Consider the following 21,222-nt stretch of genomic DNA (forward strand, 5'->3'; position numbering starts at 1 on the left):
TCCCCATGACCCGTCGCATTCTCATCGACCCCGTCACCCGCATCGAAGGCCACGCCAAGATCAGCCTGCGCCTCGACGAGGACGGCCACGTCGCCGACGCCGAGTTCCACGTCACGGAATTCCGCGGCTTCGAAAAATTCTGCGAAGGCCGCACGCTCGCCGAGATGCCCGGCATCACCGCGCGCATCTGCGGCATCTGCCCGGTCTCGCACCTCCTCGCCTCCGCGAAGGCCGGCGACGCCATCCTCGCCGTCCGCGTCCCCACCGCGGCCGACAAGCTGCGCCGCCTGATGAACCTCGGCCAGATCGTGCAAAGCCACGCGCTGAGTTTCTTCCACCTCAGCTCGCCGGACTTCCTGCTCGGCTGGGACACACCGCCCGCGCAGCGCAACGTCTTCGGCCTCGCCGCGCAAAAACCCGAGCTCGCGCGCGCCGGCATCCGCCTGCGCCAGTTCGGTCAGGAGATCATCGAGCTGCTCGGCGGAAAAAAGATTCACCCCGGCTGGGCCGTGCCCGGCGGCGTGCGCAGCGGCGTCGACCGCGCCACGCTCGACAAGATCAAGGCGTGGCTGCCCGAGGCGTTCGCCACGACCAATCTCGGGATCGGACTTTTCAAGCACGTGCTCGAAACGCACGGCCGCGAGATCGAGACCTACGGCGATTTTCCCTCGATGTTCATGGGCCTCGTCGGTCCGCGCGGCGAATGGGAACACCACGGCGGCAAACTGCGTTTCACCGACAGCGCCGGCCAGATCGTGCAGGACCAGGTCGACCCGAAGGAATACGCCTCGCTCATCGCCGAGCAGGTGCAGACGTCGTCCTACCTCAAGTCGCCTTACTACCGCGCGCTCGGTCCGCAGGCCGGCCTGTATCGCGTCGGTCCGCTCGCGCGCCTCAACGTCTGCACGACGATCGGCACACCGAAGGCCGACGCCGAACTCGCGAACTTCCGCAGCTTCGGCCGCGGCGGTGCGGTCACGTCATCGTTCCTCTACCACTACGCGCGCCTGATCGAGATCCTCGCCGCACTCGAGCGCATCGCGCTCTATTGCGACGATGAGGACCTGTTGCGCGATCACATCCGCTCCGACGCGGGCATCAACCACCTGCACGGCGTCGGCGTGAGCGAGGCGCCGCGCGGCACACTCATCCACGACTACACCGTCGACGAGAACGGCCTGCTCACGAAGGTGAATCTCATCATCGCCACCGGCCACAACAACCTCGCGATGAACCGCACCGTCGCGCAAATCGCGCGCGCGTGGATCAAGCCAGGCTCGACCGAGATTCCCGAGCCGCTGCTCAACCGCGTCGAACACGGCATCCGCTGCTACGATCCGTGCCTGAGCTGCTCGACGCACGCCGTCGGCAAGATGCCGCTCCTCGTCCAACTCGTCTCGCCCACCGGCGCGATCCTCAACACCGTCGCCCGCGACTAGCGCGCGATGATTTCTCCCGATTATCCGCACCCACCCAGCCCCGTGCGCACGCGCCTGCTCGTGCTCGGCTACGGCAACACGCTTTTCGGCGACGACGGCCTCGGCCAACTCATCGCGCAGCATGTCGCCGACTGGGCCGTGCCGGGCGTGCTCGCGCTCGCGCGCCACGAGCTCACGCCCGAACTCGCCGCCGACGTCGCCGCCGCCGACGAAGTGATCTTCGTCGACGCCGCGCTGCACACCGATGGCGTCGTGTTCGTGCCCGTGAACTCGACCACGCCCGAGCGTGAAGGTTTGGACCACGCGCTCACTCCCGCCGCGTTGCTCTCGCTCGCCCGCGCGGCCTTCGGTTCAGCGCCGAAACACGCGTGGCAGCTGCTCGTGCCGGCCCGGGATTTCACCCTAGGAAACTCGCTCTCCTCCGTCGCGCGCCACGGTCTCACGCTCGCCTTGCAGGGAATCGCCCGGCGGATGTAGGCGGGGCTTGCGTCGTTACGCGGCGCGCGCTTCCTTGGGATACTCGCTCCGTCCATGCCTTCCAAGATTCTCGTCGTCGACGATCAGCCGATCAACGTTCAGCTCCTGAAGCGCAAACTCGAGCGCGAAGGCATGCAAGTCGCCACAGCGTTCTCCGGGCGCGAAGCGCTCGACCTTGTCGCGGCCGACAAACCGGACCTGATTCTCCTCGACGTCATGATGCCCGACATGGACGGCATCGAAGTCTGCCAGCGCCTCCAGGCCAGCGAGGACACGAAGATCATCCCGGTCATCTTCATCACCGCACGCACCTCGAAAGAGGGAAAAATCGAGGGCCTCGGCGTCGGTGCCGTCGACTACATCACCAAGCCCATCGATCTCGACGAGACGCTCGCGCGCGTGCAGACGCAGCTGCGCTTCGTGACGATGAACCGCGAGCTGGTCGAGTTGCAGCGCCGCCTCGGCGACTCCCGCCGCGCCGCGACCCTCGGCGCCGTCACGCAGGGCATCGCGCACAATCTGAACAATCTTCTCGGCGTCGTCATCGGTTACGTCGATCTCATCAAGGCCTATCACGAGAAACCCGAACTCGTGAAAAAGAACGCCCAGAGCCTCGAGGACGCCGTCAACCGCATCGTCGCGATCATCAAGCAGCTCACGAACCTCGTGGTGAAGAACAAGCCGCACGTCGGCACCGCACACTTGAACGCGCTGCTCGCCAGCAGCGTCGCGCGCTACCAAGCCGAGTTCCGCATCGAGCAGCCGGTCACGATCGAAAACCCCGTCGGCGACGTCGCCCTCGAAACGAACGTCGAAGTTTTCGAAGACTCCGTCGCCAAGCTGCTCATCAATGCCTGGGAAGCCTACGGCGACGCGCCCGACGATCAGCGCCCCATCACGATCCGCACCGAAACTCTCGACAAGGGTGACGAAGGCCGGCACCTGCTCGTGCACGTCGAGGACAACGGTCGCGGCATCGAGGCCGAAATCAAGGACCACGCGTTCGAACCGTTCATCAGCTCGAAACACACGGTCGGCGTCGGCATGGGCCTCACCGTCGCCCGTCACGCCATGCGCAACCTCGGCGGCGAAGTGAATCTCCACGAGAACCCGAAAGGCGGCGCCATCGCGACGCTGCGCCACCCGCTGGAGCGGAAGGCGAAGGGCTGACGGTCGATAGTGAAACTCTTCGTCGCAGCCGTATTTGCGCTTTCGGCCTCAGTGCTCATTGCCGCTGAGCCCGCAACTCGGATCCTAACAATCGAATACTGGCACGGCCGCAGTGCCACCGTATGGAGCTGTGAAAGTCACGTCGTTCGCCGCTTCGAGCGCGACGACAATGGGACAATCGACCGTAACGCGACTAGTTTTGCCATTAACAATGCCTGCGTAGAGGCATTGAAGCAGGCGATCGTAGATATCCCCCGCCAGTCTCGCGGCCGCGTTTACTACACGCACGTGCAGGACGGCATCATGCTGCGAATTTCATTCTCCTCCGACGGGAGTCTTCGCGACGATCGCGTTGAGGTTCAGAATTCTTGGCTACCGGAGCTAAGCACCCTGATTGAAACTCTAGATCGAATGCTGCCGCCGGACGCACGCGTGACGTTCCGCGCCGACGTCGAGGCCAGAGTTCGCACCTCTCCCGGATACCGAGGCGATCAGAAATCCAAAACCGTTCGGGAGTATTACGGCTCCTGAGTTCTACGGCAGCACCTCGACCCAGAACGGCACGAAGGCTTCGTCGCCGCCGAGGTTCACCTGGGCCCAGATCACGTAGCGGCCCGGTTGCGGAATCGTAACCTTGAAATGCAGCTCGGGCTTCAGCGCCGCGGGCGGTTTCGTGAGGTCCGTCTCCGTCGGATGCAGGTGCGCGAAGCCGCTGCGCTCCTCGTCGAACGCCACCAAATGCGCAAATGCGCCCATCACGGGCTGCAACGGCACCGGCCGTTTCTCCGCGCCGGGACTCTCCACGCGGAAGGTGAGATCCGCCGGAGTCTTCGCGCGGAAATACGAGGGGACATCGAGCGTGAAGTTGAACCCGTTAGTCTGCCACTGGGTGTTCGCCGTTCGCGAGACGCGCGCGACGTCGCCGGGCACCGCAAAGTCCACCGAGGCGTAGAGCCCGCGCTGCGTCGCCGCGGGCGTGAAATCGGCGAACACGCGATACGTGCCGGCCCGGTTCGGCGCCATCTCGAAGTGCCACTCTCCGTCCCGGCGACCGGGCTCGGGATGGATGTGCTGGTAATCGTTCAGCGTCGGATCGACCACGAGCAGGTGGAGCTTGCGCGTGTGCGCGACGAGCAGGTCGGCCGGGCCGATCGGCTTGCCGTTGGCCGTGCGCATCGTGAGCGTGAACTTCGTCGCCTTGTCACGTTGCGGCGGCGTTTCGCTGACGAGCGAGAGTTGCACGGGAGACTTCGCCGCGATGACGGGAATGAATTGCGGACTCGCCGGATCGCAGAACTCGATCGCGTCCTTCCCGGTCACGCGAAAGTCCATGTGATTCAGGTTCGAGCCGGTCGGCAGCAGCCGCACCGTGACGTAGAGCGCGAGCGCCGCGGCCGTGATGAGGCCGATGGAGCGGAGCTGCGGGCGGGAAAGCGGCGGAGAGGAATTCATGCGCTGTCGTGGTTCAGAAGTGGCGCGGACTGGTCCGACCGAGCGGTCGGCCACGCCGACTTCATTTCATCTTCGGCAGGAATTCCTGCGTGTCCCACTGCGAGCCGTCGACGCGATGGATGATGCGCCCGTTCGCGTCGATGAGCAGCGTGGCGAGGTTGTGCTTGATCGTGCCGCCCTCGAATTCGCGGATGATGCCCATCTGCGCGAAGAGCTGGCGCATCGCCGTGTCCGGCCCGGTGAGGAACGACCAGTTGCTCAGATCGAGGCCGCGCGCATCGGCGTAATCCTTCAACACTCCCGGCGTGTCGTATTCGGGATCGAGCGAGACGGAGACGAACTCCACGTCCTTCACGCCGGCCTTCTTCGCGGCTTGTTGCAGCGCCGACATTTTCGCCGTCGAGGCCGGGCACATGGTCGCGACCGGGCAGCGCGTGAAGATGAAATTCATCATGACCTTCTTCCCGCGGAAACGATTCGCGGAAACGGTGCGACCTTCCTGATCGAGCAGCGTGAAATCCGGCGCCGCCTCGCCGACCTCGCGATAGACGCCCTTGCCGCGCGTCGCGGTGTCCTGCGCGAGCGCCTTCGCGGCGGCGTCGAGGGCGCGCACCGTCACGGCGTCGTCCGGCCAGATTTTCTCGAGCGAATACTCGCCCTTGTATTCCACCATCACCGCGCGGATGCGTTGCCCTGCCTTCGCGTTCATCAGGTCGCCGGCGGAGGCTTTGAACTCCATCGTCATCGACGGCATGTAGCCGGGAATTTCCTCGTGCGTGACGAGCAGCGTCTTCCGCGCGGCGTCAGCGCTCACGATTTCGCCGACCATCGGAAAACGCCTCGGCTGATCGCGCGACTCCTGGCGCTTGACGTAGTCGGCCGCGCTCATCGCGTCCTTGTCCCAAACGGCGGTGACCTCCTCAGTCGGTGCGGCCGTCTTGCCGGCCTCGCGGTTGCAGCCGCCGGCGAGCAATGCGGCGGTCATTAGCACACCGAGCGCGCAGCGCGCACCCAACGAATAACGCGGAGTCATGCCCGTGACCCATTTGCCAAAGCCGGAAATTGTCAAAAAGTTTGCGCCCCGTTCCGGCGAAGTATGACTTCGCGTTTCCTTCCGTCCGCCCACGCCTGATGCAACGCACCTCCGACTACAAACCCGCCCTCGCCTGGTTCGCCGCGCTCGGCAGCGCCTGGGTCTTCGTGCTCGTGGCTCTCGGCGCGCTCACCACCACGATCGGCGCCGGCATGGCGTTCCCCGACTGGCCGTTGTCCAACGGCTCGGTCAACCCGCACGGCTGGCTGACCGAGATCGACAAATTCGCCGAGCACTCCCACCGCCTCTCCGGCGCGGTCATGGGCCTCGTGACCATCGGCCTGGCGCTCTGGCTGCATCTGCGCGAGTCGCGCGCGTGGCTGCGCAAGCTCGGCTGGTGGGCGCTGACCATCGTGATCGTGCAGGGCTTCATCGGCGGCAAACGCGTGCTGCTCGACTCGCTCGCCGTGCCGGGCTTCGAGATGACGTTCGGCCAGATGCTCCGCATCCCGCACGGCATGCTCGCGCAGATCTATGTCTGCCTGCTCTTCGCCATCGCCGCCGGGGTCTCCAAATTCTGGGTCGAGGGCTCGCTCGGCCACGCCGGCCCGCGCGTGAAGAAACTCGGCCTGCTCTGCGCCGCGCTGCTGCTGCTCCAACTCACCGTCGCGGTGACGATGCGCCACAATCATGCGCCGCCCTCCATCGGCGCCTTCCCGGAGCACGGCGCGCCGCTGTTGCCGGCCGCGTGGAATTATCTCATCGCGCTCCAATTCGTGCATCGCGTGATCGCCGCCGCGCTCGCGGTCGCGATCCTCGTCTACGGCCATTTTCTTTCGCGCGAGCGCTCGCTGGCCTACGGCGTCCGCGCGGGCAGCGTCGTGCTCGTCACGCTCGTCGCCACGCAGATCTATCTCGGCATCCAAACCGTCTGGACCGGTCGCAGCGTGGCCGTGACCGTCGGCCACGTCGTCATGGGGGCGCTGTTTCTCGCGACGACATTCCTCTTAGTTTTCCTGACCCACCGCCCGTCGTCCGACGGCGCTGCGCGCGCATGAGCCACGCCGCGACAGCCGATGCCGCGCCGCGCCCGCTGTGGCGGCATTACCTCGAACTCACCAAGCCGCGGCTGAGCCTGATGTCGGTCATCACGGCGATGCTCGGCTATCTCGCCGCCGTGCCCTACTCGTATGTCGATTGGGCGCGCACGGGATTAGTCGTGCTCGGCACCGCGTTGTGCGCCGGTGGCGCCGCTGCGCTCAACATGTGGATGGAAGGCGACACCGACGCCCTGATGGCGCGCACCGCGGACCGCCCGATCCCCTGCGGCGCCGTGCCGCCGGGTTCGGCCTTCGTGGTCGGCTGGCTGCTGTGCGTCGCGGGTCTCGCGACCCTGTTCAAATGGGTCAACGGCCTCTCCGCCTTCCTCGCGCTCGCCACCATCGTCGCCTACATCTCGATCTACACGCCGGCCAAGCGTCGCTCGCGCTGGAACACCGAGATCGGCGCCATCAGCGGCGCGCTCCCGCCGATGATCGGCTGGGCCGCCGCCGGCCGCACCAATCCCGGCCTCGGTTGGGCCCTGTTCGCCATTCTCTACACCTGGCAGATGCCGCACTTCTTCTCGTTGGCGTGGACCTACCGCAAGGACTACGCCGCGGCCGGCATGAAAATGATCTCGGTCCTCGATCCGAGCGGCCGGCGCGTCGCCGCGCAGACTTTCGTCTGGACGGTGCTGCTCGCGGTCGCCGGCGTGTCGCCGACGTTGCTCGGCTATTGCACGTGGTATTACTTCGCCTTCGCCGCCGCGCTCGGCCTGTGGATGCTGAAATCCGCCTTCGATTTCCTCAATCCCGCCAAGCGCGACAAGGAAGCGCGCCGGCTCTTCTACTACTCGCTCGCCTATCTGCCGCTGGTGCTCGGCCTGCTCGTGGTCGACCGCTTCTTCTTCAAACTCTGACGCGCTCCACATGACGCTGAACGACATTCCTCCCCTCAACGCCGCGCTGAACGGCCTCGCCACCATCCTGATCACGATCGGCTTCGTGCTGATCAAACAGGGCAAGGAGCGCCAGCACCGCTTCGTGATGCTCAGCGCGGGCGGCGTCTCGGCGATCTTCCTCGTCGGTTACCTGACGCACAAGGCGCTGAAAGGAGCCGCGATGGGCGCGGGCGGCGCGCTGCACACGCAATTCGGCGGCGAGGGCGCGATCCGCACGGTCTATTACGTGATGCTGATTTCGCACATCCTGCTCGCGATCTCGATCGCCTACCTCGTGCCGCGCACCTTCCTGCTCGCGATGAAGGGCGACTACGCCGCGCACAAGCGCTGGGCGAAGTTCACCTACCCGATCTGGTATTACGTCAGCGTCACCGGCGTGCTGGTGTATTTTTTCCTCTACGTGTGGTGGCCGAAGGCGGCGTGACGCGCGCGGATTTCGCAGCGGGAAAATAAAAAAGCCGGGCGCGCGCCCGGCTTTCGTTTTTCGCGGCAGTCGCGGCGGGTTACTTCACCACGAGCACGCCCTTCATACCGGCCTGGAAGTGCGCCGGGAACGAGCAGATGAAGGTGTATTCGCCGGGCTCGGTCGGAGCCTTGAACGTGATCTCGTCCGTCTGTTTCGGCCCGAGCAGCTTCGTGTGGGCGATGATCTGATCCTGCATGCTCGCCGGAATGTGGTCGGTGGCGGCGGCGGCGATGGCGGCCTTGTCGAAGGCCTCGACGTCCGCGCCTTTCTTGAGGAGCACGAAGTTGTGACCCATGACCTGCTTCGGCATCGAGCCGATGTTCGTGAGGATCACCTTCATCTCCTGACCGGCCTTCACCTCGAAGCGGGTGGCGCTGAACTTCATCGAGTCATTGGCCGTGAGCTCGAAGGTGGCGACGGCGTTGGCATCGGCGGTGGTGGCCGAGCCGCCGGCGGATTCGTTCTTGCCGCAGCCCGCAAAAAAGAGGGCACCGGCACAAAGGGCGAGGGTGAGCGTGTGGTTTTTCATAAGAGGGCCGCACCCTCGCACACCCAAGCGCGTCGCGCAATGGCGCAGAGCAAGGATTCCACCCGACTTATCGGTCCGGCGAAGTGCCTTAATACCCCGGCCCGGAACGATTTTTGCCAATCGCGCTACGCATAAATTGTCTTTCTTTTGCTGTTGAAATGCTCGGCAAGTTGGGAACGCTGGCGCGTCATTCTCCCGCGGCGGCGTCACGCAACGCCGTTGCCCCACTCGACACATGACCCGCACACGCTTCGTTTCCCGCTCGTTCTCCCGCTGGAGCGCGCTCGCGCTCGCGAGCACGACTCTCGCCCTGCTCACCGGCTGCGAGAAAATTCTCAACCTCAAGGGCCCGCAATCCACGATGCTCGCCGACGGGCCCGTCGCCCGCGCGCAATGGGATCTCTTCATGGTGACGGTCTACGTGACGATGTTCATCTTCGTCATCGTCGGCGCCGTGCTCGCCTACGCGCAGATCAAGTTCCGCGCGAAGAGCGAAGCCGACGAGCATGCTGAGCCGCCGCCGCAGGGGCACGGCAACCCGCTGATCGAGATCGCCCTCATCGGCGCCTCCGTCGCGCTGCTCGTCATCATCGCCATCCCGACGCTGAAGAACATCTGGTATACCCACGACATTCCCGAGGCTGAGAAAGCCAGCGCGATGGAAATCAACGCCACCGGCTATCAGTGGTGGTTCCGCTTCGAATACCCGAACGACAAGATGGCTCTTCCCACCGGCGGCGAAGGCCCGCTCGTGACCGGCAACGAAGTCGTCATCCCCGCCGGCGTGCCGGTGAAGATCAATCTCCGCACCGTCGACGTCATCCACTCCTTCTGGGTCCCGAAGCTCGCCGGCAAGGTCGACATGATTCCGAACCGCGGCAACTACCTCTGGCTGAAAGCCGAGAAGCCCGGCTATTTCTACGGTCAATGCGCCGAGTATTGCGGCGCCTCGCACGCGATCATGCGCTTCCGCGTCATCGCGCTCTCGCCGTCCGATTACGTGAAGTGGCTCGACAACCAAAAGAACCCCGCGCGCACCGCGACCGCCGCCGCCATCCGTGCCGAAGACGAAAAGGTCCGCGTGCAATTCGCCGCGCTGCCCACGCCGGCCGCCGCCAACACCCAAGTCGGTCCCGGCAGCACGCTCGCTGCTTCCGCTCAATTCGACGCCGACCCGCTCGCGGGGTGGAAACATAAGCAGAGCCCGAACGCCGGCGAGAACGCCGCACTGATCGCCCAAGGCCGCAAGCTTTTCCAGGAAAAGACCTGTATCTCCTGCCACACGATCCGCGGCCACGAAGGCATCGGCATCACCGGCCCCGACCTCACGCACGTCGGCTCCCGCACCACGATCGCCGCCGGCGTCCTCGAGAACACGCCGGAGCGCATGCACCAGTGGATCAAGGACCCGGAGTATTTCAAACCCGGCAACAAGATGTTCAACGGCGGCTACACCGACGTGGCCACCGGCAAGCGCCTCTTCGAACTCAATGATACGGAAATCGACGCTCTCGTCGCCTACCTGCAGAGCCTGAAGTAAGCGCCCCACCCTTTCCGACACACTCACACGATTCCTCCCATGGCCCAAGCACTGGCTAAGTCCGAGTATCACGGCGGCACCGAGCACGCCGCCCCGAAACCGATCTCACTCCTTCCGCGCCCGATGGCCAAGAACGGCCTCGTCGCGTGGCTGACGACTGTCGACCACAAGAAGATCGGCCTCATGTATGCCGGCTTCGCGTGTCTCTTCTTCCTCGTCGGCGGTCTCGAAGCGCTCCTCATCCGCACGCAGCTGATCGTGCCGAACAACCGCTTCATCTCGGCGCAGTTCTACAACGAGCTGTTCACGATGCACGGCACCACGATGATCTTCCTCGCGGTGATGCCCCTGAACGCCGCGTTCTTCAACCTGCTCATCCCGCTGCAAATCGGCGCACGCGACGTCGCTTTCCCGCGCCTGAACACCTTCTCGCTCTGGGTCTTCGTCGCCGGCGCCATCATCCTCAACGTCGGCTGGCTCTCCTACGTTTTCCCGGGCATCAAGTCCGGGCTGCCCGCCGTCGGCTGGTTCGGCTACGCGCCGCTCACGTCCAAGACGTTCACGCCCGAGGCGGCAACTGATCTTTGGGTCCTCGGCCTGCAAGTCCTCGGCCTCTCCTCGATCGTCGCCTCGCTGAACTTCATCGTCACGATCATCAATCTCCGCGCGCCCGGCCTCACGATGATGCGGCTGCCGGTCTTCACCTGGATGGCGCTCATCACGAGCTTCCTCCTCGTCCTCGCCCTGCCCGCCATCGCCATCGCGCTCGTCGAAGTCATGTTCGACCGCAACTTCGGCACGAATTTCTTCGAAGCCTCGAACGGCGGCCAGCCGATCCTTTGGCAGCACCTCTTCTGGGTCTTCGGTCACCCCGAGGTCTACATTCTGATTCTCCCGCCGATGGGTTACGTCTCGGAAATTCTTCCGACGTTCTCGCGCAAGCCGCTCTTCGGTTACCCGATCATCGTCTTCTCCGGCGCCGCGATCGGCTTCATCGGCTTCGGCGTGTGGTCGCACCACATGTTCACCACCGGCATGGGCACGGTCGCCACCGCGGCCTTCTCGCTCGCGACGATGGCCATCGCCGTCCCGACCGGCGTGAAGATCTTCAACTGGATCGGCACGCTCTGGGGCGGCCAGATCGTGACGCGCACGCCCATGATGTTCGCCCTCGGCTTCATCTGGATGTTCATGCTCGGCGGCTTCTCCGGCATCATGCACTCCGCCGCGCCGGCCGACGCCCAGCAGCAGGACTCCTACTTCGTCATCGCGCACTTCCACTACGTGCTGATCGGCGGCGCGACCTTCGCGCTGCTCGCCGCGATCCACTTCTGGTTCCCGAAGTTCTTCGGCCGCCTCGTGCCGGAGTTCTGGGGCAAGCTTTCGTTCTGGATCATCTTCGTCGGCTTCAACACCACGTTCTTCCCGATGCACTTCCTCGGCCTGAACGGCATGCCGCGCCGCACCTGGACCTACGACGCCAACATGGGTTGGAACGAGGGCAACTTCATCGCCACCATCGGCGCCTACACGCTCGGCCTCGGCGTCTTCACCTACTTCGCCGTGCTCATCTACACCTACTTCAAGGGCGAGAAGTGCGGCAACGACCCGTGGGACGCGCGCACGCTCGAGTGGTCGATCCCGTCGCCGCCGCCGGAATACAACTTCAAGGCCATCCCGACTGTCCATGCCCGCGACGCCTGGTGGTATGAGAAGCATCACAAGGAAGAGATCGCCAAGGAACAGGCCGAACACATCAAGGCCGAGACCGAGCACGGCGGCATCCACATGCCCGACCAATCCTGGTATCCGCTCATCGCGGCGCTGGGCCTGCTCGTCGGCGCGATTTCGTTCGCGTTCCATCACATCCCCATCGCCCTCGGCGGCCTCATCGTGACCTTCATCGGCTGCTACCTCTGGTCGCTCGAAGGCCCGGGCGGTTACCACATTCACCTCGACGAAAAGGGCAACGAGACCATCTCGCGCCACTAAGCCCATCCGGCTCCAACTCTCAGCCCTCAACTCGCAACTTTCCATGAGCAACGCCGCCGCTGGCGCCATCGACCACCACCACGACCCGTCCACCGCGACGGGCATTCCGAACAAGAAGCTCCTTTGGTGGGCCTTTCTCGCTTCGGACTGCATGTTCTTCGGGGCGCTGATCTCCACGCACCTCGTCTACCGCCTCAACCCGCCTCCGGGTAACGCGGAACCGACCAAGATCTTCGACATCGAGCTGACGTCCTTCTCGACGTTCATCCTCCTCATGTCGTCGCTCATGATGGCGCTCGCCGTGAACGCCATCCAGCGCGGTCAGCTGCGCTCGATGCGGAATTCCCTCCTCACGACGATCTTCTTCGGCTGCATCTTCCTCGGCTGCCAAGTCTACGAATTCGTGCACTTCGTGCATGAGAAGAAGATGACGCTCTCGAACAGCCTCTTCGGCTCGACGTTCTACACGCTCACCGGCACCCACGGCACGCACGTCGCCATCGGCGTGCTGATCCTCGGCCTGATGTATGTGCGCTCCTTCAAGTCGTCGTCGCCCGACAGCGGCGGCTGGGGCGAGTTCGCCAAGACCGTCCTGCACGTCGCCGCCGTCTGTGCTGCCATCGCGCTCACGTTCATCTTCATCGTCCCCGCCGGCATCGGCCTCGCCAAGGGCCACGGCACGGTCGCCGAGTTCTTCAGCCACAATCTCATGCCGATCCTCGGCCTCATCGGAGCGGGCGGCGTGATGGCATGGTTCGCGCGCGCCAGCCACGGCGTCGACTTCGGCGAGCGTAACGCCATCGATGTCGAGGCAGTCGGCCTCTACTGGCACTTCGTCGACATCGTGTGGATCATCATCTTCACGGCCGTCTACCTGCTCGAATACGTCTAACCTTTTCGCCCATGTCCGCTCACGCAGCCACCGCCCCCGCCGCCGGCCATCACGAGCCGAGCAAATTCCACACCTACGTCCAGATCGCGATGCTTCTCGGTGTGATCACCGGCATCGAAATCGTCCTCGTCTACCTGCCGCTCGCCAAGTGGCTTGTCATCGGCGGCCTGGTGTTCTTCTCCGCGGTGAAGTTCCTCTACGTCATTTTCTACTTCATGCACCTGAAGTGGGACAAAGTTTTCTGCACGATCCTGTTCTTCATCGGACTCGTGCTCGCCGGCGGCACCATGTGGGCGCTCCTGCACCTCTTCGGCGCCGAGGCCAGCAAGCCTCTCTCCTCGATCATCGGCATGTTGCTCTGATCGCGAAACCCTTTTCCCCTCCACGCGAGCCGCACGCGACCCGTGCGGCTTTTTCATTTCCGCATTTCCTCCTCCCGGCAATCGGTGCACGCTTCTCGGACGCGATGATCGACTGGACCCACTGGCACAACGAACCGTTCCTCATCGGCGGCCTCATCTTCCTCGGCTGGCTCTACGCCATCGCCACCGGCCCGCTGCGCGACCGCCTAGCTCCCGCTGGCACGCCCTACCCGCGCGCGCACGCGATCAAATTCTACTCGGCGCTCTTCATCTTCTATTTGGCCGTCGGCTCTCCGCTCGACCAGATGGGCGAACGCTTCCTGCTCAGCGCGCACATGCTGCAGCACCAGCTGATCATTTATCCAGCTGCGATCCTGTTTCTCCGCGGGCTGCCCGACTGGATGGTGAGCCTCGTCACCGGACGCGACTCTCTCCGTGGTCTGCTGCGCTTCTTCACCCATCCGATCATTTGCGGACTGATCTACGTGCTGGTGATGTCGTGCTGGCACTTCCCGAGCGCCTACGACTGGGCGCTGCAAAACCGTTGGGTGCACATCGCCGAGCATTTTTCGTTCTTCGGCGCCGCGCTTTTCTTCTGGTGGCCGGTGTGCAGCCCATCGCGCGAATACCCGCCGACCAGCTACGCGTGGCAGATGCTCTATTTCCTCAGCGTCACCATCGGCATGACGCCGGTCTTCGCTTACATCACTTTCTCGAGCGACGTCCTCTACCCCACCTACGAATTCGCCCCGCGCCTCTTCGAGCGCCTCGACCCGCACGAAGATCAGGTCCTCGGCGGCGCGATGATGAAACTCATCGGCATGTCCGTGATGATGGGGGCATTCGTCGTCGCATTCTACCGCTGGTATCAGCAGACGGAGCGAAGCCCGCGGTCCTGAACGCTGCCGGCCTCCACGAGAGTCGTCCGGATTGACGTTTCGCACGCCCCGTTCTTGCTCGGGCGATGACTTGGGAAATCGCCTTCGTGCTCGGCCTGCTCGTGATCGCCGTCGCGATGTTCGTGTGGGAACGGGTTTCCCCGGATGTGACCGCGATCGCCCTTTTCGGCGTCCTGCTCGTCAGCGGCATCGTGCCGCGGGAGCGCGTGCTCGGCGTCCTGGCGAACCCCGCCCCGCTGACCATCGGCGCGATGTTCATCCTCAGCGCGGCGCTCGCCGGATCGGGAGCGATGGAGCGCCTGGCCAACGCCTTGGGCCGCGTGTCGAATTTCAGCTACTTCAGCGTCACGCTCCTGCTCACCCTCGGCGTCGGCGTCGTCTCCGCATTCATGAACAACACGCCCGTGGTGGTCGTCACTGTGCCCGTCGTGCTCGGACTCGCCACCCGCATGAAGCTGCCGCCGTCGAAGTTCCTTATCCCGATCTCCTATGCCGCCGTGCTCGGCGGCCTCTGCACGCTGATCGGCACGAGCACGAACCTGGTGGTCTCCGGCATCGCGGCGTCGCGCGGCCTCCCTCCGCTGGGCATGTTCGAACTCGCCAATGTCGGCGTCCCCATGCTCGCCGCCGGCGCGCTCTACATCGCGGTCTTCGGCTGGCGAATTCTTCCGAGCCGCGAATCGCTCGGCGCCCTCTTCACCGAGGACGAACGCCGGGAATACGTCACCGAGGTGTTCGTCCAGGCCGCCACCGAGGCGATCGGACGCACCTTGATCGATCTCGGGCTCACGGCCGGCAAGGGCATCCGCGTGATCGAATTCGTCCGCAACGACGTCCCAATCCCCTTCGATCCGAAGGGCACGGCGCTGTGCGCCGGCGACCGCCTCGTGCTGGCCTGCCGCCCCAAGGGCGTTGCCCATGCGCGTTCCATCGCGGGCATCGAGACCGCCACCGACCTCGCGCTGCCGCTGCACCAGATCACTGCACACGAAGGCTCCATGGTCGAAGCCGTGGTCGGACCGAACTCCGAGCTCATCGGCCGCACCATCCGCGAAGTGGGGTTCCGCGAGCGTTACCGCATGATCGCCCTCGCGGTCCACCGCCGCGGCCAGAACGTCCGCGAAAAGGTCGAGGACGTGCCCCTGCATTTCGGCGACATCCTCCTCCTCATGGGCACGGACCAGGCCATCGAGAACACCCGCGCCGGACACGACCTCCTGCTCATCGACCGCCCGCCAGTGCCTTCCAAACGCTCCCCACGCCACCTCGTCATCGTGCTCGCCGCGATCCTGAGCGTGATCGCCGCGTCGTCGCTCAAGCTGCTGCCGATCGAAGTCGCCTCGATCCTCGCCTGCGCCGTCGTCCTGCTCACCGGCTGCATCAAGCCCAAGGATGCCTACCGCACCATCGAGCTGAACGTCATTTTCCTGATCTACGGCATGCTCGCGCTCGGCGTCGCCATGGAGGAGACCGGCACCTCCGCCTACCTGGTCGATCACCTCGCTGCCGCCGTGGACGCTTGGGCCCCGCCAGCGCACAAGGCGATGATCATGCTGGCCGCGTTCTACCTCACGGCGACGATCCTCACGGAAATCCTCTCCAACACCGCCGTGGCGGCACTCATGGTGCCCCTCGCCATCAGCCTCGCCGGGAAAATGGGCGTGAATCCGCAGCCGTTCATGATCGCGATCTGCGTCGCCGCCTCGGCCGCATTCGCGACTCCGATCGGCTACCAGACCAACACCTACGTCTACGGCATCGGCGGCTACAAGTTCGCCGATTTCCTGAAGTTCGGGCTGCCGCTCAACGTGATCTGCTTCGCGATCGCGATCTACCTGATTCCGATCTTCTGGCAGTTCTGAAAAAGCCGCCGGGGGACCGGCGGCTTCGCGGAAAGGACGGCGTCTGACCGCTCAGGCGTTGGCGAGCAGATCGTCGATCGAATCGCTCTCGCTGCCGACGTCGGCGAAGAGCCAAGTCGAGAGGTAGCGCTCGCTGCTCGACGGGATGATGGCGACGATCAACTTGCCCTTGTTCTCGGGTCGCTGCGCGAGCTGCAGCGCCGCCCAGACAGCCGCACCGGAAGAGATGCCGATCGGGATGCCGTCGAGTTGGTTCACCTGCTTCGACACCGGCCCGGAGTCGGTGTCCTTCACGCGCACCACCTCGTCGTAGACCTTGGTGTTGAGCACCGGCGGCACGAAGCCCGCGCCGATGCCTTGCAGCTTGTGCGGGCCGGGCGCGCCGCCCGAAAGCACCGGCGAGGCATCGGGCTCGACCGCCACGATCTTGATGGCGGGATTCTTCGCCTTCAGGACCTCGCCGACGCCCGTGATCGTGCCGCCGGTGCCGATGCCGGAAACGACGATGTCGACCTTGCCGTCGGTATCGCGCCAGATTTCCTCCGCGGTGGTCGCGCGGTGGATCGCGGGATTCGCGGGGTTGGCGAACTGCTGGAGAATGACGCTGTTGGGAATCTGCTTCTGGAGCTCTTCCGCCTTGGCGATGGCGCCCTTCATGCCCTTCGCGCCCTCGGTCAGCACCAGACGGGCGCCGAGCACCTTCAGGAGTTTGCGGCGCTCGAGACTCATCGTCTCGGGCATCGTCAGGATGAGCTTCAGCCCCTTGGCCGCCGCGACGAACGCCAGCGCGATGCCGGTGTTGCCCGACGTCGGCTCGATCAGGACCGTGCTCGGGTTGATCTTCCCCGACTTCAGCGCGTCGTCGATCATCGCGAAACCAATGCGGTCCTTCACGCTCGAGAGCGGATTGAAGAACTCCAGCTTGAGCACGATGTCGGCAAGCGCGCCATGCTCGCGGGCGGTGCGGTTGAGGCGGACCAGCGGCGTGTTGCCGATCGTTTCGGTGATGTCGTTGTGGATCTTGGCCATGTTCGGGTGGGGTTGAGGTTGTCGGCGGAAAGGACGTCAGGCGGCGCGGTCGGTGCCCCAGCGGCGGTGCATCCATTTCTCCCAAGGGGAAAACAGGAGCTTGTCGGCGAGCAGGCCGAGCAGCACGAGGACCAGCATGATGCCGATGACCTGCTCCATCGCCTGCAGCTCGCGGCCGTAGTGGAGGAGATGACCGAGGCCGAAGCCGGTGAGGATGGTCACGAAGATCTCCGCGGCCATTAGCGAGCGCCAGGCGAAGGCCCAGCCCTGCTTCATGCCGCTGACGATGAAAGGCAGCGACGCGGGCAGGATCACGCTCAGCCAGGTGTGCAGGTTGCGCGAACCCATCGTGCGGGCGGCGCGGACATAGATCGGGTTCACGTTGCGCACGCCCGTCTCGGTCGCGAGCACCACCGACCAGATCGTGCCCATCACCACCACGAAGAGCATCGCCGCCTCGGTCTGCCCGAACCAGAGCAACGCCAGCGGCACCCAGCAGACGCTCGGCAGGCCCTGCAGGCCGAGCGCCAGCGTCCCGAGCGTATCCCGCAGCAGGCGGAAACGCGCGATCAGCAGGCCGACCGGCAATCCCGCCGAGATGCCGATCAGGTAGCCCGCCAGCAGGCGCTTCATGGTCACGAGCGTCGCCTCCGCGAGCGAGCCGTCGAGTGTCGCCTCCCAGAGGTAGCGTCCCACGCTCTCCGGCGACGGCACGAGCACGGGCGACCAGAACTGCTTCACGCACGCCCAGTGCCAGAGCGCGATCAGGCCGGAGAAAAACAGCGCGGCGGCAAGGTAGCGTTTCATCAGATGCCCGCTCCGTGTTCGAGGTGCCCCTTGAGCGCGTGGGTGATCTGGGTCGCGTGCGCGGCGACCTCCACGCTGTTGATGTCGCGCGGCCGCGGCAGCGCGATGGTGAACTCGCCCCGGATGCGGCCGGGATGCGGCGAGAACAGGACCACGCGGTCGCCGAGGCACACCGCCTCGCGCACGTTGTGCGTCACGAAGAGGATCGTCACGTGCCGCTGCTGCCAGATCTGCTGCAGGTCGCCGTAGAGCTGCTCGCGCGTCATCGCATCGAGAGCCGCGAACGGCTCATCCATGAGCAGCACGCGCGGGTTCGGCGCCAGGGCGCGGGCGAGCGCGACGCGCTGCTTCATGCCGCCGGAGAGCTCGTGGATGTTGGCGTGGACGAATTTCTCCAACCCGACGAGGCGCAGGTAATAGCCCGCGATCTCCTTCCGTTCCGCATCAGTCAGGCCGGTCTTCAGCTTGAGCGCGAACATCACGTTGCCGAAGACGTCGAGCCAGGGAAACAGCGCCGACTCCTGGAACATCACCATGCGCTCCCGTCCGGGGCCGCGGATTGCGCGTCCGTCGGCGGCCACGCTGCCGTCGTCCGGCGTCTCCAATCCCGCGACCAGGTTCAGCAGCGTCGACTTGCCGCACCCGCTGGGGCCGAGGAGGCAGACGAACTCGCCCTCCGCGACCTGCAGGCTCACGTGATCCAGCGCGTGCACCGGACCGCGCGAGGTGGCGAACGTCTTGGAGACATCCGCGATGACCAGCTTGGCCGGCGGGGCGGCGGTTTCTTCGAGCGCGGGGTTCATGGCCGTCCGGAAAAAAGGCGGTCGAGCGCGATCGCGTTCCGCAGGAAGCCGACGCTGCGCGCCTCGCTCACGAGCTGCTCGAACTGGGCGCGCTCCACTTGCGCCGTGAAGTGCAGGCGTGGCCAGGCGTGCTCGACCAGGGCCGCCGGCACCTCCCGCCGCATCAGCGCGCCCAAGCCGGCGCGCACCTGCTCCCGCGCCTCGGCCGGATGGGCATTCAGCCAGTCGGTCAGTTCGCGGTGCGCCGCCACGAACCGCCCGGCCAACGCCGGCTGTTCGCGCAGGAAACGCACGCTCGCCACCAGCACGGTCGTCACGGCCTCGGGTTGCGCCACCAGCACGCGGCCGCCGGCCTCGAGCTCCAGGCGAGATACCCACGGCTCGACCGTCCAGACGGCGTCGATCTTGCCTTGGTGAAAGAGCGCCAGTTGGTCGGGATTGGGGGTCGGAATGACCGGCACGTCGCCCCCCGTCAGCGCCACGCGGAAACCGTTCTGCTTCAGCCAGGCTCGCGCGGCCACGTCCTGCGTGTTGCCGAGCTGCGGCGTCGCGATGCGCTTCCCCTTGAAATCGGACGGCGCCTGCAGGCGTCCGTCCCCCGGCACCACCAAGGCCGCGCCGCCCTCCGCCGCGCCGGCGAGCACGCGGATCTCCTCGCCGCGCGATTTGATGTAGGCGTTGAGCGCCGGATTCGGCCCGACGTAGGTGAGATCGATCGAGCCGGCGAAGACCGCTTCCATCGCGCTCGGTCCGGCGTTGAACGGATACCATTGGATGGTGACGTCCGAGCCCAGTTTCTGCTCGAACCAGCCGCGGCCACCCTGCGTGCCGTGGGCCCCGATCACCCCCTGGGCGTGCGTGATGTTCGGGAAATAGCCCACGCGCAGTGTCACGGCGCGACCGGCAGCCGGCAGCAGAAGAACCGCGGCCAAGATCCCAAGGAATGCACGTCTCATATGGCGTAATCTCCTAGAAGTTCGTGCACCACGCCCTCAGCCGGGCTGAGGCGCGACTTCGCATTTCGCGTGCGGCCCGATCGGGCGGAAGCGGGAGGCGCAGCCGGCTCGCTGAAGGGCAGCGGCAGGCCGTCGCGGATCATCTTGCGCGTCGTGACGTCGACGACGTCGGCCAGCGTGTAGCGATCAAGGATGTTCGCGATGGCGTTGCGCACATCCAGCATGAGCATCCGCAACCCGCAATGCGCCTCGTCCGGGCAATTGCACGGTTCGTAGGCCGTCTGGCTAACGCACCCGATCGGGGCCAGCGGGCCGTCGATCAACCGCACGATCTGGCCCACGCGGATTTCCGCTGCGGGCTTGGCGAGGCGATAACCGCCGTGCTTGCCCCGCTCGGCCTCGACATGACCGGCCTCACGGAGCTGCTGCATGACCTGCTCCAAAAACTTCACCGGCAGATCCTCTGCCTTCGCCAGCTCCGAAACGCGCAGCAGCGGACGCCCCACCTTGGCCGCAATACCGAGGTTGATGAGCGATCGGAGGGCGTATTCGCCACGCTTGGAGAGTTTCACGAGTTGATTAAACTACATTAAATAAGTGGGGTTTAAATCAAATACAATATCAGCAACTTGGGCGTCATACGCCGTCGGATAAATTCCTAAAACTTACACCGAAGCCCGTCGTAAGCGAGCTTCACTCCTGCCGGTAGCGTCGTCTCGAAGGGACCGTGATCGATCGCGTGCGTGAGGTGCGTGAGATACGTGAGCGGCGCACCGATCTCCACCGCGGCCGCGCAGGCTTCGGCGATGTTCATGTGCGTCGGGTGCGGCGCGGGGCGCAGGCCATCGAGCACGACGAGGCCGGCCCCCTTTGCCAAGGTCACCGCTTCACGCGGGAGGCGTTTGCAGTCGTTGTAGTAGACGAATTTCGCGCCGGTCGCCTTTTCCTCGAAGACCAGCCCGAGCGTGTTCAAGCCGCCGTGCGGCAGGAGCGTCGAACGAATCGTTCCTTGCGGAAACTCGAGCGCGGGCGGCATCTCGAGGAGCCGGAAAGCGGCGTAGCCCCTCGAGACCGGCCGCTCGGCGACCGCATAAGGGAAAATCGAGAGCACGCGCGCCATGCCTTCATCGGTCGTGTAGACCGTGAGTGCTTCACCCCCGATCAAATCGCAGAAGCGGCGAAGATCGTCCATGCCCGTGATGTGGTCGGCATGGCCGTGCGTAAGGATGAAAACGTCGAGCTGCCGGATGTTCTCGCGCACGCATTGGAGGCGGAACTCGGGTGTCGCGTCCACTTGCACGTGCAGATCGCCCATCGTGACGTGAATGCTGGAACGCGTCCGCCGGTTGCGCGGATCGGGCGACGTGCAAACGGAGCAATCGCATGCGATCATCGGCACGCCTTGCGACGTGCCCGTGCCGAGAAAGACCACTTCCATGCGAGCAGCGAATGGCATCCGGCGCGCGCTGGCAAGGTCGTGCACCGCGACCGCTCCGAAGCTCGCCGGCGAGG

General features: G+C 65.1%; 22 protein-coding genes. 13 read left to right on the forward strand and 9 right to left on the reverse strand.

Annotated elements, in window-relative coordinates; translation table 11 throughout:
- Positions 1 to 5: 5 nt before the first annotated feature.
- From KF715_05820 to KF715_05835, 4 genes are read left to right on the forward strand one after another with little or no spacing between them, the layout of a single operon-like run.
- Positions 6 to 1,439, forward strand: coding sequence for a Ni/Fe hydrogenase subunit alpha (locus tag KF715_05820; protein ID MBX3736186.1), 1,434 nt, complete (start codon positions 6 to 8; stop codon positions 1,437 to 1,439).
- 6 nt (positions 1,440 to 1,445) lie between these two features.
- Positions 1,446 to 1,916, forward strand: coding sequence for a hydrogenase maturation protease (locus KF715_05825; GenBank protein ID MBX3736187.1), 471 nt, complete (start codon positions 1,446 to 1,448; stop codon positions 1,914 to 1,916).
- Between the two features lie 54 nt (positions 1,917 to 1,970).
- The gene (locus KF715_05830; GenBank protein MBX3736188.1) at positions 1,971 to 3,086 is read left to right on the forward strand and encodes a response regulator; all 1,116 of its coding nucleotides are present in this window, start codon (positions 1,971 to 1,973) and stop codon (positions 3,084 to 3,086) included.
- Between the two features lie 9 nt (positions 3,087 to 3,095).
- On the forward strand, positions 3,096 to 3,617 hold the full coding sequence (locus KF715_05835) for a hypothetical protein (protein ID MBX3736189.1): 522 nt from the start codon (positions 3,096 to 3,098) through the stop codon (positions 3,615 to 3,617).
- Between the two features lie 3 nt (positions 3,618 to 3,620).
- On the opposite strand, the gene KF715_05840 is transcribed toward KF715_05835, so the two are convergent.
- Together KF715_05840 and KF715_05845 are read right to left on the reverse strand one after the other, a co-directional pair.
- Positions 3,621 to 4,538: a hypothetical protein gene (locus KF715_05840; protein MBX3736190.1), complete on the reverse strand. Its 918-nt coding sequence runs from the start codon at positions 4,536 to 4,538 to the stop codon at positions 3,621 to 3,623.
- A gap of 61 nt (positions 4,539 to 4,599) precedes the next feature.
- Entirely contained in the window at positions 4,600 to 5,571 is a 972-nt protein-coding gene (locus KF715_05845) for an SCO family protein (protein MBX3736191.1), read from the reverse strand.
- A gap of 98 nt (positions 5,572 to 5,669) precedes the next feature.
- Here KF715_05845 and KF715_05850 point away from each other — a divergent pair, with 98 nt between their 5' ends.
- Genes KF715_05850 through KF715_05860 form a run of 3 tightly spaced genes read left to right on the forward strand, consistent with a single transcriptional unit; the run spans position 5,670 to position 7,997 of the window.
- Complete coding sequence (locus KF715_05850; GenBank protein MBX3736192.1) at positions 5,670 to 6,629, forward strand: COX15/CtaA family protein; 960 nt, start codon at positions 5,670 to 5,672, stop codon at positions 6,627 to 6,629.
- Positions 6,626 to 7,531 carry a heme o synthase gene (gene cyoE, locus KF715_05855; protein ID MBX3736193.1) on the forward strand — a complete coding sequence of 302 codons (906 nt, stop codon included), beginning with the start codon at positions 6,626 to 6,628 and terminating at the stop codon, positions 7,529 to 7,531. Before KF715_05850 ends, cyoE begins: the two co-directional genes overlap by 4 nt.
- A gap of 10 nt (positions 7,532 to 7,541) precedes the next feature.
- Positions 7,542 to 7,997, forward strand: coding sequence for a DUF420 domain-containing protein (locus KF715_05860; protein MBX3736194.1), 456 nt, complete (start codon positions 7,542 to 7,544; stop codon positions 7,995 to 7,997).
- A 79-nt stretch (positions 7,998 to 8,076) separates the two neighbouring features.
- Here KF715_05860 and KF715_05865 read toward each other — a convergent pair whose 3' ends face one another.
- On the reverse strand, positions 8,077 to 8,568 hold the full coding sequence (locus tag KF715_05865; GenBank protein ID MBX3736195.1) for a cupredoxin domain-containing protein: 492 nt from the start codon (positions 8,566 to 8,568) through the stop codon (positions 8,077 to 8,079).
- A 235-nt stretch (positions 8,569 to 8,803) separates the two neighbouring features.
- On the opposite strand from KF715_05865, the gene coxB reads away from it, so the two are divergent.
- The 6 genes from coxB (at position 8,804) to KF715_05895 (ending at position 16,115) form a co-directional block, all read left to right on the forward strand.
- Entirely contained in the window at positions 8,804 to 10,108 is a 1,305-nt protein-coding gene (gene coxB / locus KF715_05870) for a cytochrome c oxidase subunit II (GenBank protein MBX3736196.1), read from the forward strand.
- A 39-nt stretch (positions 10,109 to 10,147) separates the two neighbouring features.
- A complete protein-coding gene (ctaD, locus tag KF715_05875) occupies positions 10,148 to 12,100 on the forward strand; it encodes a cytochrome c oxidase subunit I (GenBank protein ID MBX3736197.1) in 1,953 nt (650 codons plus the stop codon).
- Between the two features lie 43 nt (positions 12,101 to 12,143).
- A complete protein-coding gene (locus KF715_05880; GenBank protein MBX3736198.1) occupies positions 12,144 to 12,992 on the forward strand; it encodes a heme-copper oxidase subunit III in 849 nt (282 codons plus the stop codon).
- Between the two features lie 11 nt (positions 12,993 to 13,003).
- On the forward strand, positions 13,004 to 13,354 hold the full coding sequence (locus tag KF715_05885) for a cytochrome C oxidase subunit IV family protein (protein MBX3736199.1): 351 nt from the start codon (positions 13,004 to 13,006) through the stop codon (positions 13,352 to 13,354).
- Between the two features lie 104 nt (positions 13,355 to 13,458).
- On the forward strand, positions 13,459 to 14,253 hold the full coding sequence (locus KF715_05890) for a cytochrome c oxidase assembly protein (GenBank protein ID MBX3736200.1): 795 nt from the start codon (positions 13,459 to 13,461) through the stop codon (positions 14,251 to 14,253).
- A gap of 65 nt (positions 14,254 to 14,318) precedes the next feature.
- Positions 14,319 to 16,115 (forward strand): SLC13 family permease, encoded by a 1,797-nt coding sequence (locus KF715_05895; GenBank protein ID MBX3736201.1) that lies wholly within the window; start codon positions 14,319 to 14,321, stop codon positions 16,113 to 16,115.
- A gap of 51 nt (positions 16,116 to 16,166) precedes the next feature.
- Here the strand turns inward: KF715_05895 and cysK are convergent, their stop codons facing one another.
- The 6 genes from cysK to KF715_05925 form a co-directional block, all read right to left on the reverse strand.
- Positions 16,167 to 17,144, reverse strand: coding sequence for a cysteine synthase A (cysK, locus tag KF715_05900; protein ID MBX3736202.1), 978 nt, complete (start codon positions 17,142 to 17,144; stop codon positions 16,167 to 16,169).
- A gap of 36 nt (positions 17,145 to 17,180) precedes the next feature.
- Positions 17,181 to 17,951, reverse strand: coding sequence for an ABC transporter permease (locus KF715_05905; protein MBX3736203.1), 771 nt, complete (start codon positions 17,949 to 17,951; stop codon positions 17,181 to 17,183).
- A complete protein-coding gene (locus KF715_05910) occupies positions 17,951 to 18,754 on the reverse strand; it encodes an ABC transporter ATP-binding protein (protein MBX3736204.1) in 804 nt (267 codons plus the stop codon). The genes KF715_05905 and KF715_05910 overlap by 1 nt, the downstream gene beginning before the upstream one ends.
- On the reverse strand, positions 18,751 to 19,686 hold the full coding sequence (locus KF715_05915) for an ABC transporter substrate-binding protein (GenBank protein MBX3736205.1): 936 nt from the start codon (positions 19,684 to 19,686) through the stop codon (positions 18,751 to 18,753). Before KF715_05915 ends, KF715_05910 begins: the two co-directional genes overlap by 4 nt.
- 20 nt (positions 19,687 to 19,706) lie before the next feature.
- Positions 19,707 to 20,282, reverse strand: coding sequence for an Rrf2 family transcriptional regulator (locus KF715_05920; GenBank protein ID MBX3736206.1), 576 nt, complete (start codon positions 20,280 to 20,282; stop codon positions 19,707 to 19,709).
- Between the two features lie 86 nt (positions 20,283 to 20,368).
- Positions 20,369 to 21,148: an MBL fold metallo-hydrolase gene (locus tag KF715_05925; protein ID MBX3736207.1), complete on the reverse strand. Its 780-nt coding sequence runs from the start codon at positions 21,146 to 21,148 to the stop codon at positions 20,369 to 20,371.
- Positions 21,149 to 21,222 lie beyond the last annotated feature (74 nt).

This window comes from Candidatus Didemnitutus sp. (assembly GCA_019634575.1).
Taxonomy (GTDB): Bacteria; Verrucomicrobiota; Verrucomicrobiia; order Opitutales; family Opitutaceae; genus Didemnitutus.

Coding starts and splice junctions, on each gene's coding strand:
- KF715_05860 (MBX3736194.1), top strand. CDS start 7,542: ATGACGCTGAACGACATTCCTCCCCTCAACGCCGCGCTGAACGGCCTC.
- KF715_05885 (MBX3736199.1), top strand. CDS start 13,004: ATGTCCGCTCACGCAGCCACCGCCCCCGCCGCCGGCCATCACGAGCCG.
- KF715_05925 (MBX3736207.1), bottom strand. CDS start 21,148: ATGGAAGTGGTCTTTCTCGGCACGGGCACGTCGCAAGGCGTGCCGATG.
- KF715_05825 (MBX3736187.1), top strand. CDS start 1,446: ATGATTTCTCCCGATTATCCGCACCCACCCAGCCCCGTGCGCACGCGC.
- KF715_05895 (MBX3736201.1), top strand. CDS start 14,319: ATGACTTGGGAAATCGCCTTCGTGCTCGGCCTGCTCGTGATCGCCGTC.
- KF715_05845 (MBX3736191.1), bottom strand. CDS start 5,571: ATGACTCCGCGTTATTCGTTGGGTGCGCGCTGCGCGCTCGGTGTGCTA.
- KF715_05830 (MBX3736188.1), top strand. CDS start 1,971: ATGCCTTCCAAGATTCTCGTCGTCGACGATCAGCCGATCAACGTTCAG.
- cysK (MBX3736202.1), bottom strand. CDS start 17,144: ATGGCCAAGATCCACAACGACATCACCGAAACGATCGGCAACACGCCG.
- KF715_05890 (MBX3736200.1), top strand. CDS start 13,459: ATGATCGACTGGACCCACTGGCACAACGAACCGTTCCTCATCGGCGGC.
- KF715_05905 (MBX3736203.1), bottom strand. CDS start 17,951: ATGAAACGCTACCTTGCCGCCGCGCTGTTTTTCTCCGGCCTGATCGCG.
- KF715_05820 (MBX3736186.1), top strand. CDS start 6: ATGACCCGTCGCATTCTCATCGACCCCGTCACCCGCATCGAAGGCCAC.
- KF715_05850 (MBX3736192.1), top strand. CDS start 5,670: ATGCAACGCACCTCCGACTACAAACCCGCCCTCGCCTGGTTCGCCGCG.
- coxB (MBX3736196.1), top strand. CDS start 8,804: ATGACCCGCACACGCTTCGTTTCCCGCTCGTTCTCCCGCTGGAGCGCG.
- KF715_05840 (MBX3736190.1), bottom strand. CDS start 4,538: ATGAATTCCTCTCCGCCGCTTTCCCGCCCGCAGCTCCGCTCCATCGGC.
- cyoE (MBX3736193.1), top strand. CDS start 6,626: ATGAGCCACGCCGCGACAGCCGATGCCGCGCCGCGCCCGCTGTGGCGG.
- ctaD (MBX3736197.1), top strand. CDS start 10,148: ATGGCCCAAGCACTGGCTAAGTCCGAGTATCACGGCGGCACCGAGCAC.
- KF715_05865 (MBX3736195.1), bottom strand. CDS start 8,568: ATGAAAAACCACACGCTCACCCTCGCCCTTTGTGCCGGTGCCCTCTTT.
- KF715_05880 (MBX3736198.1), top strand. CDS start 12,144: ATGAGCAACGCCGCCGCTGGCGCCATCGACCACCACCACGACCCGTCC.
- KF715_05910 (MBX3736204.1), bottom strand. CDS start 18,754: ATGAACCCCGCGCTCGAAGAAACCGCCGCCCCGCCGGCCAAGCTGGTC.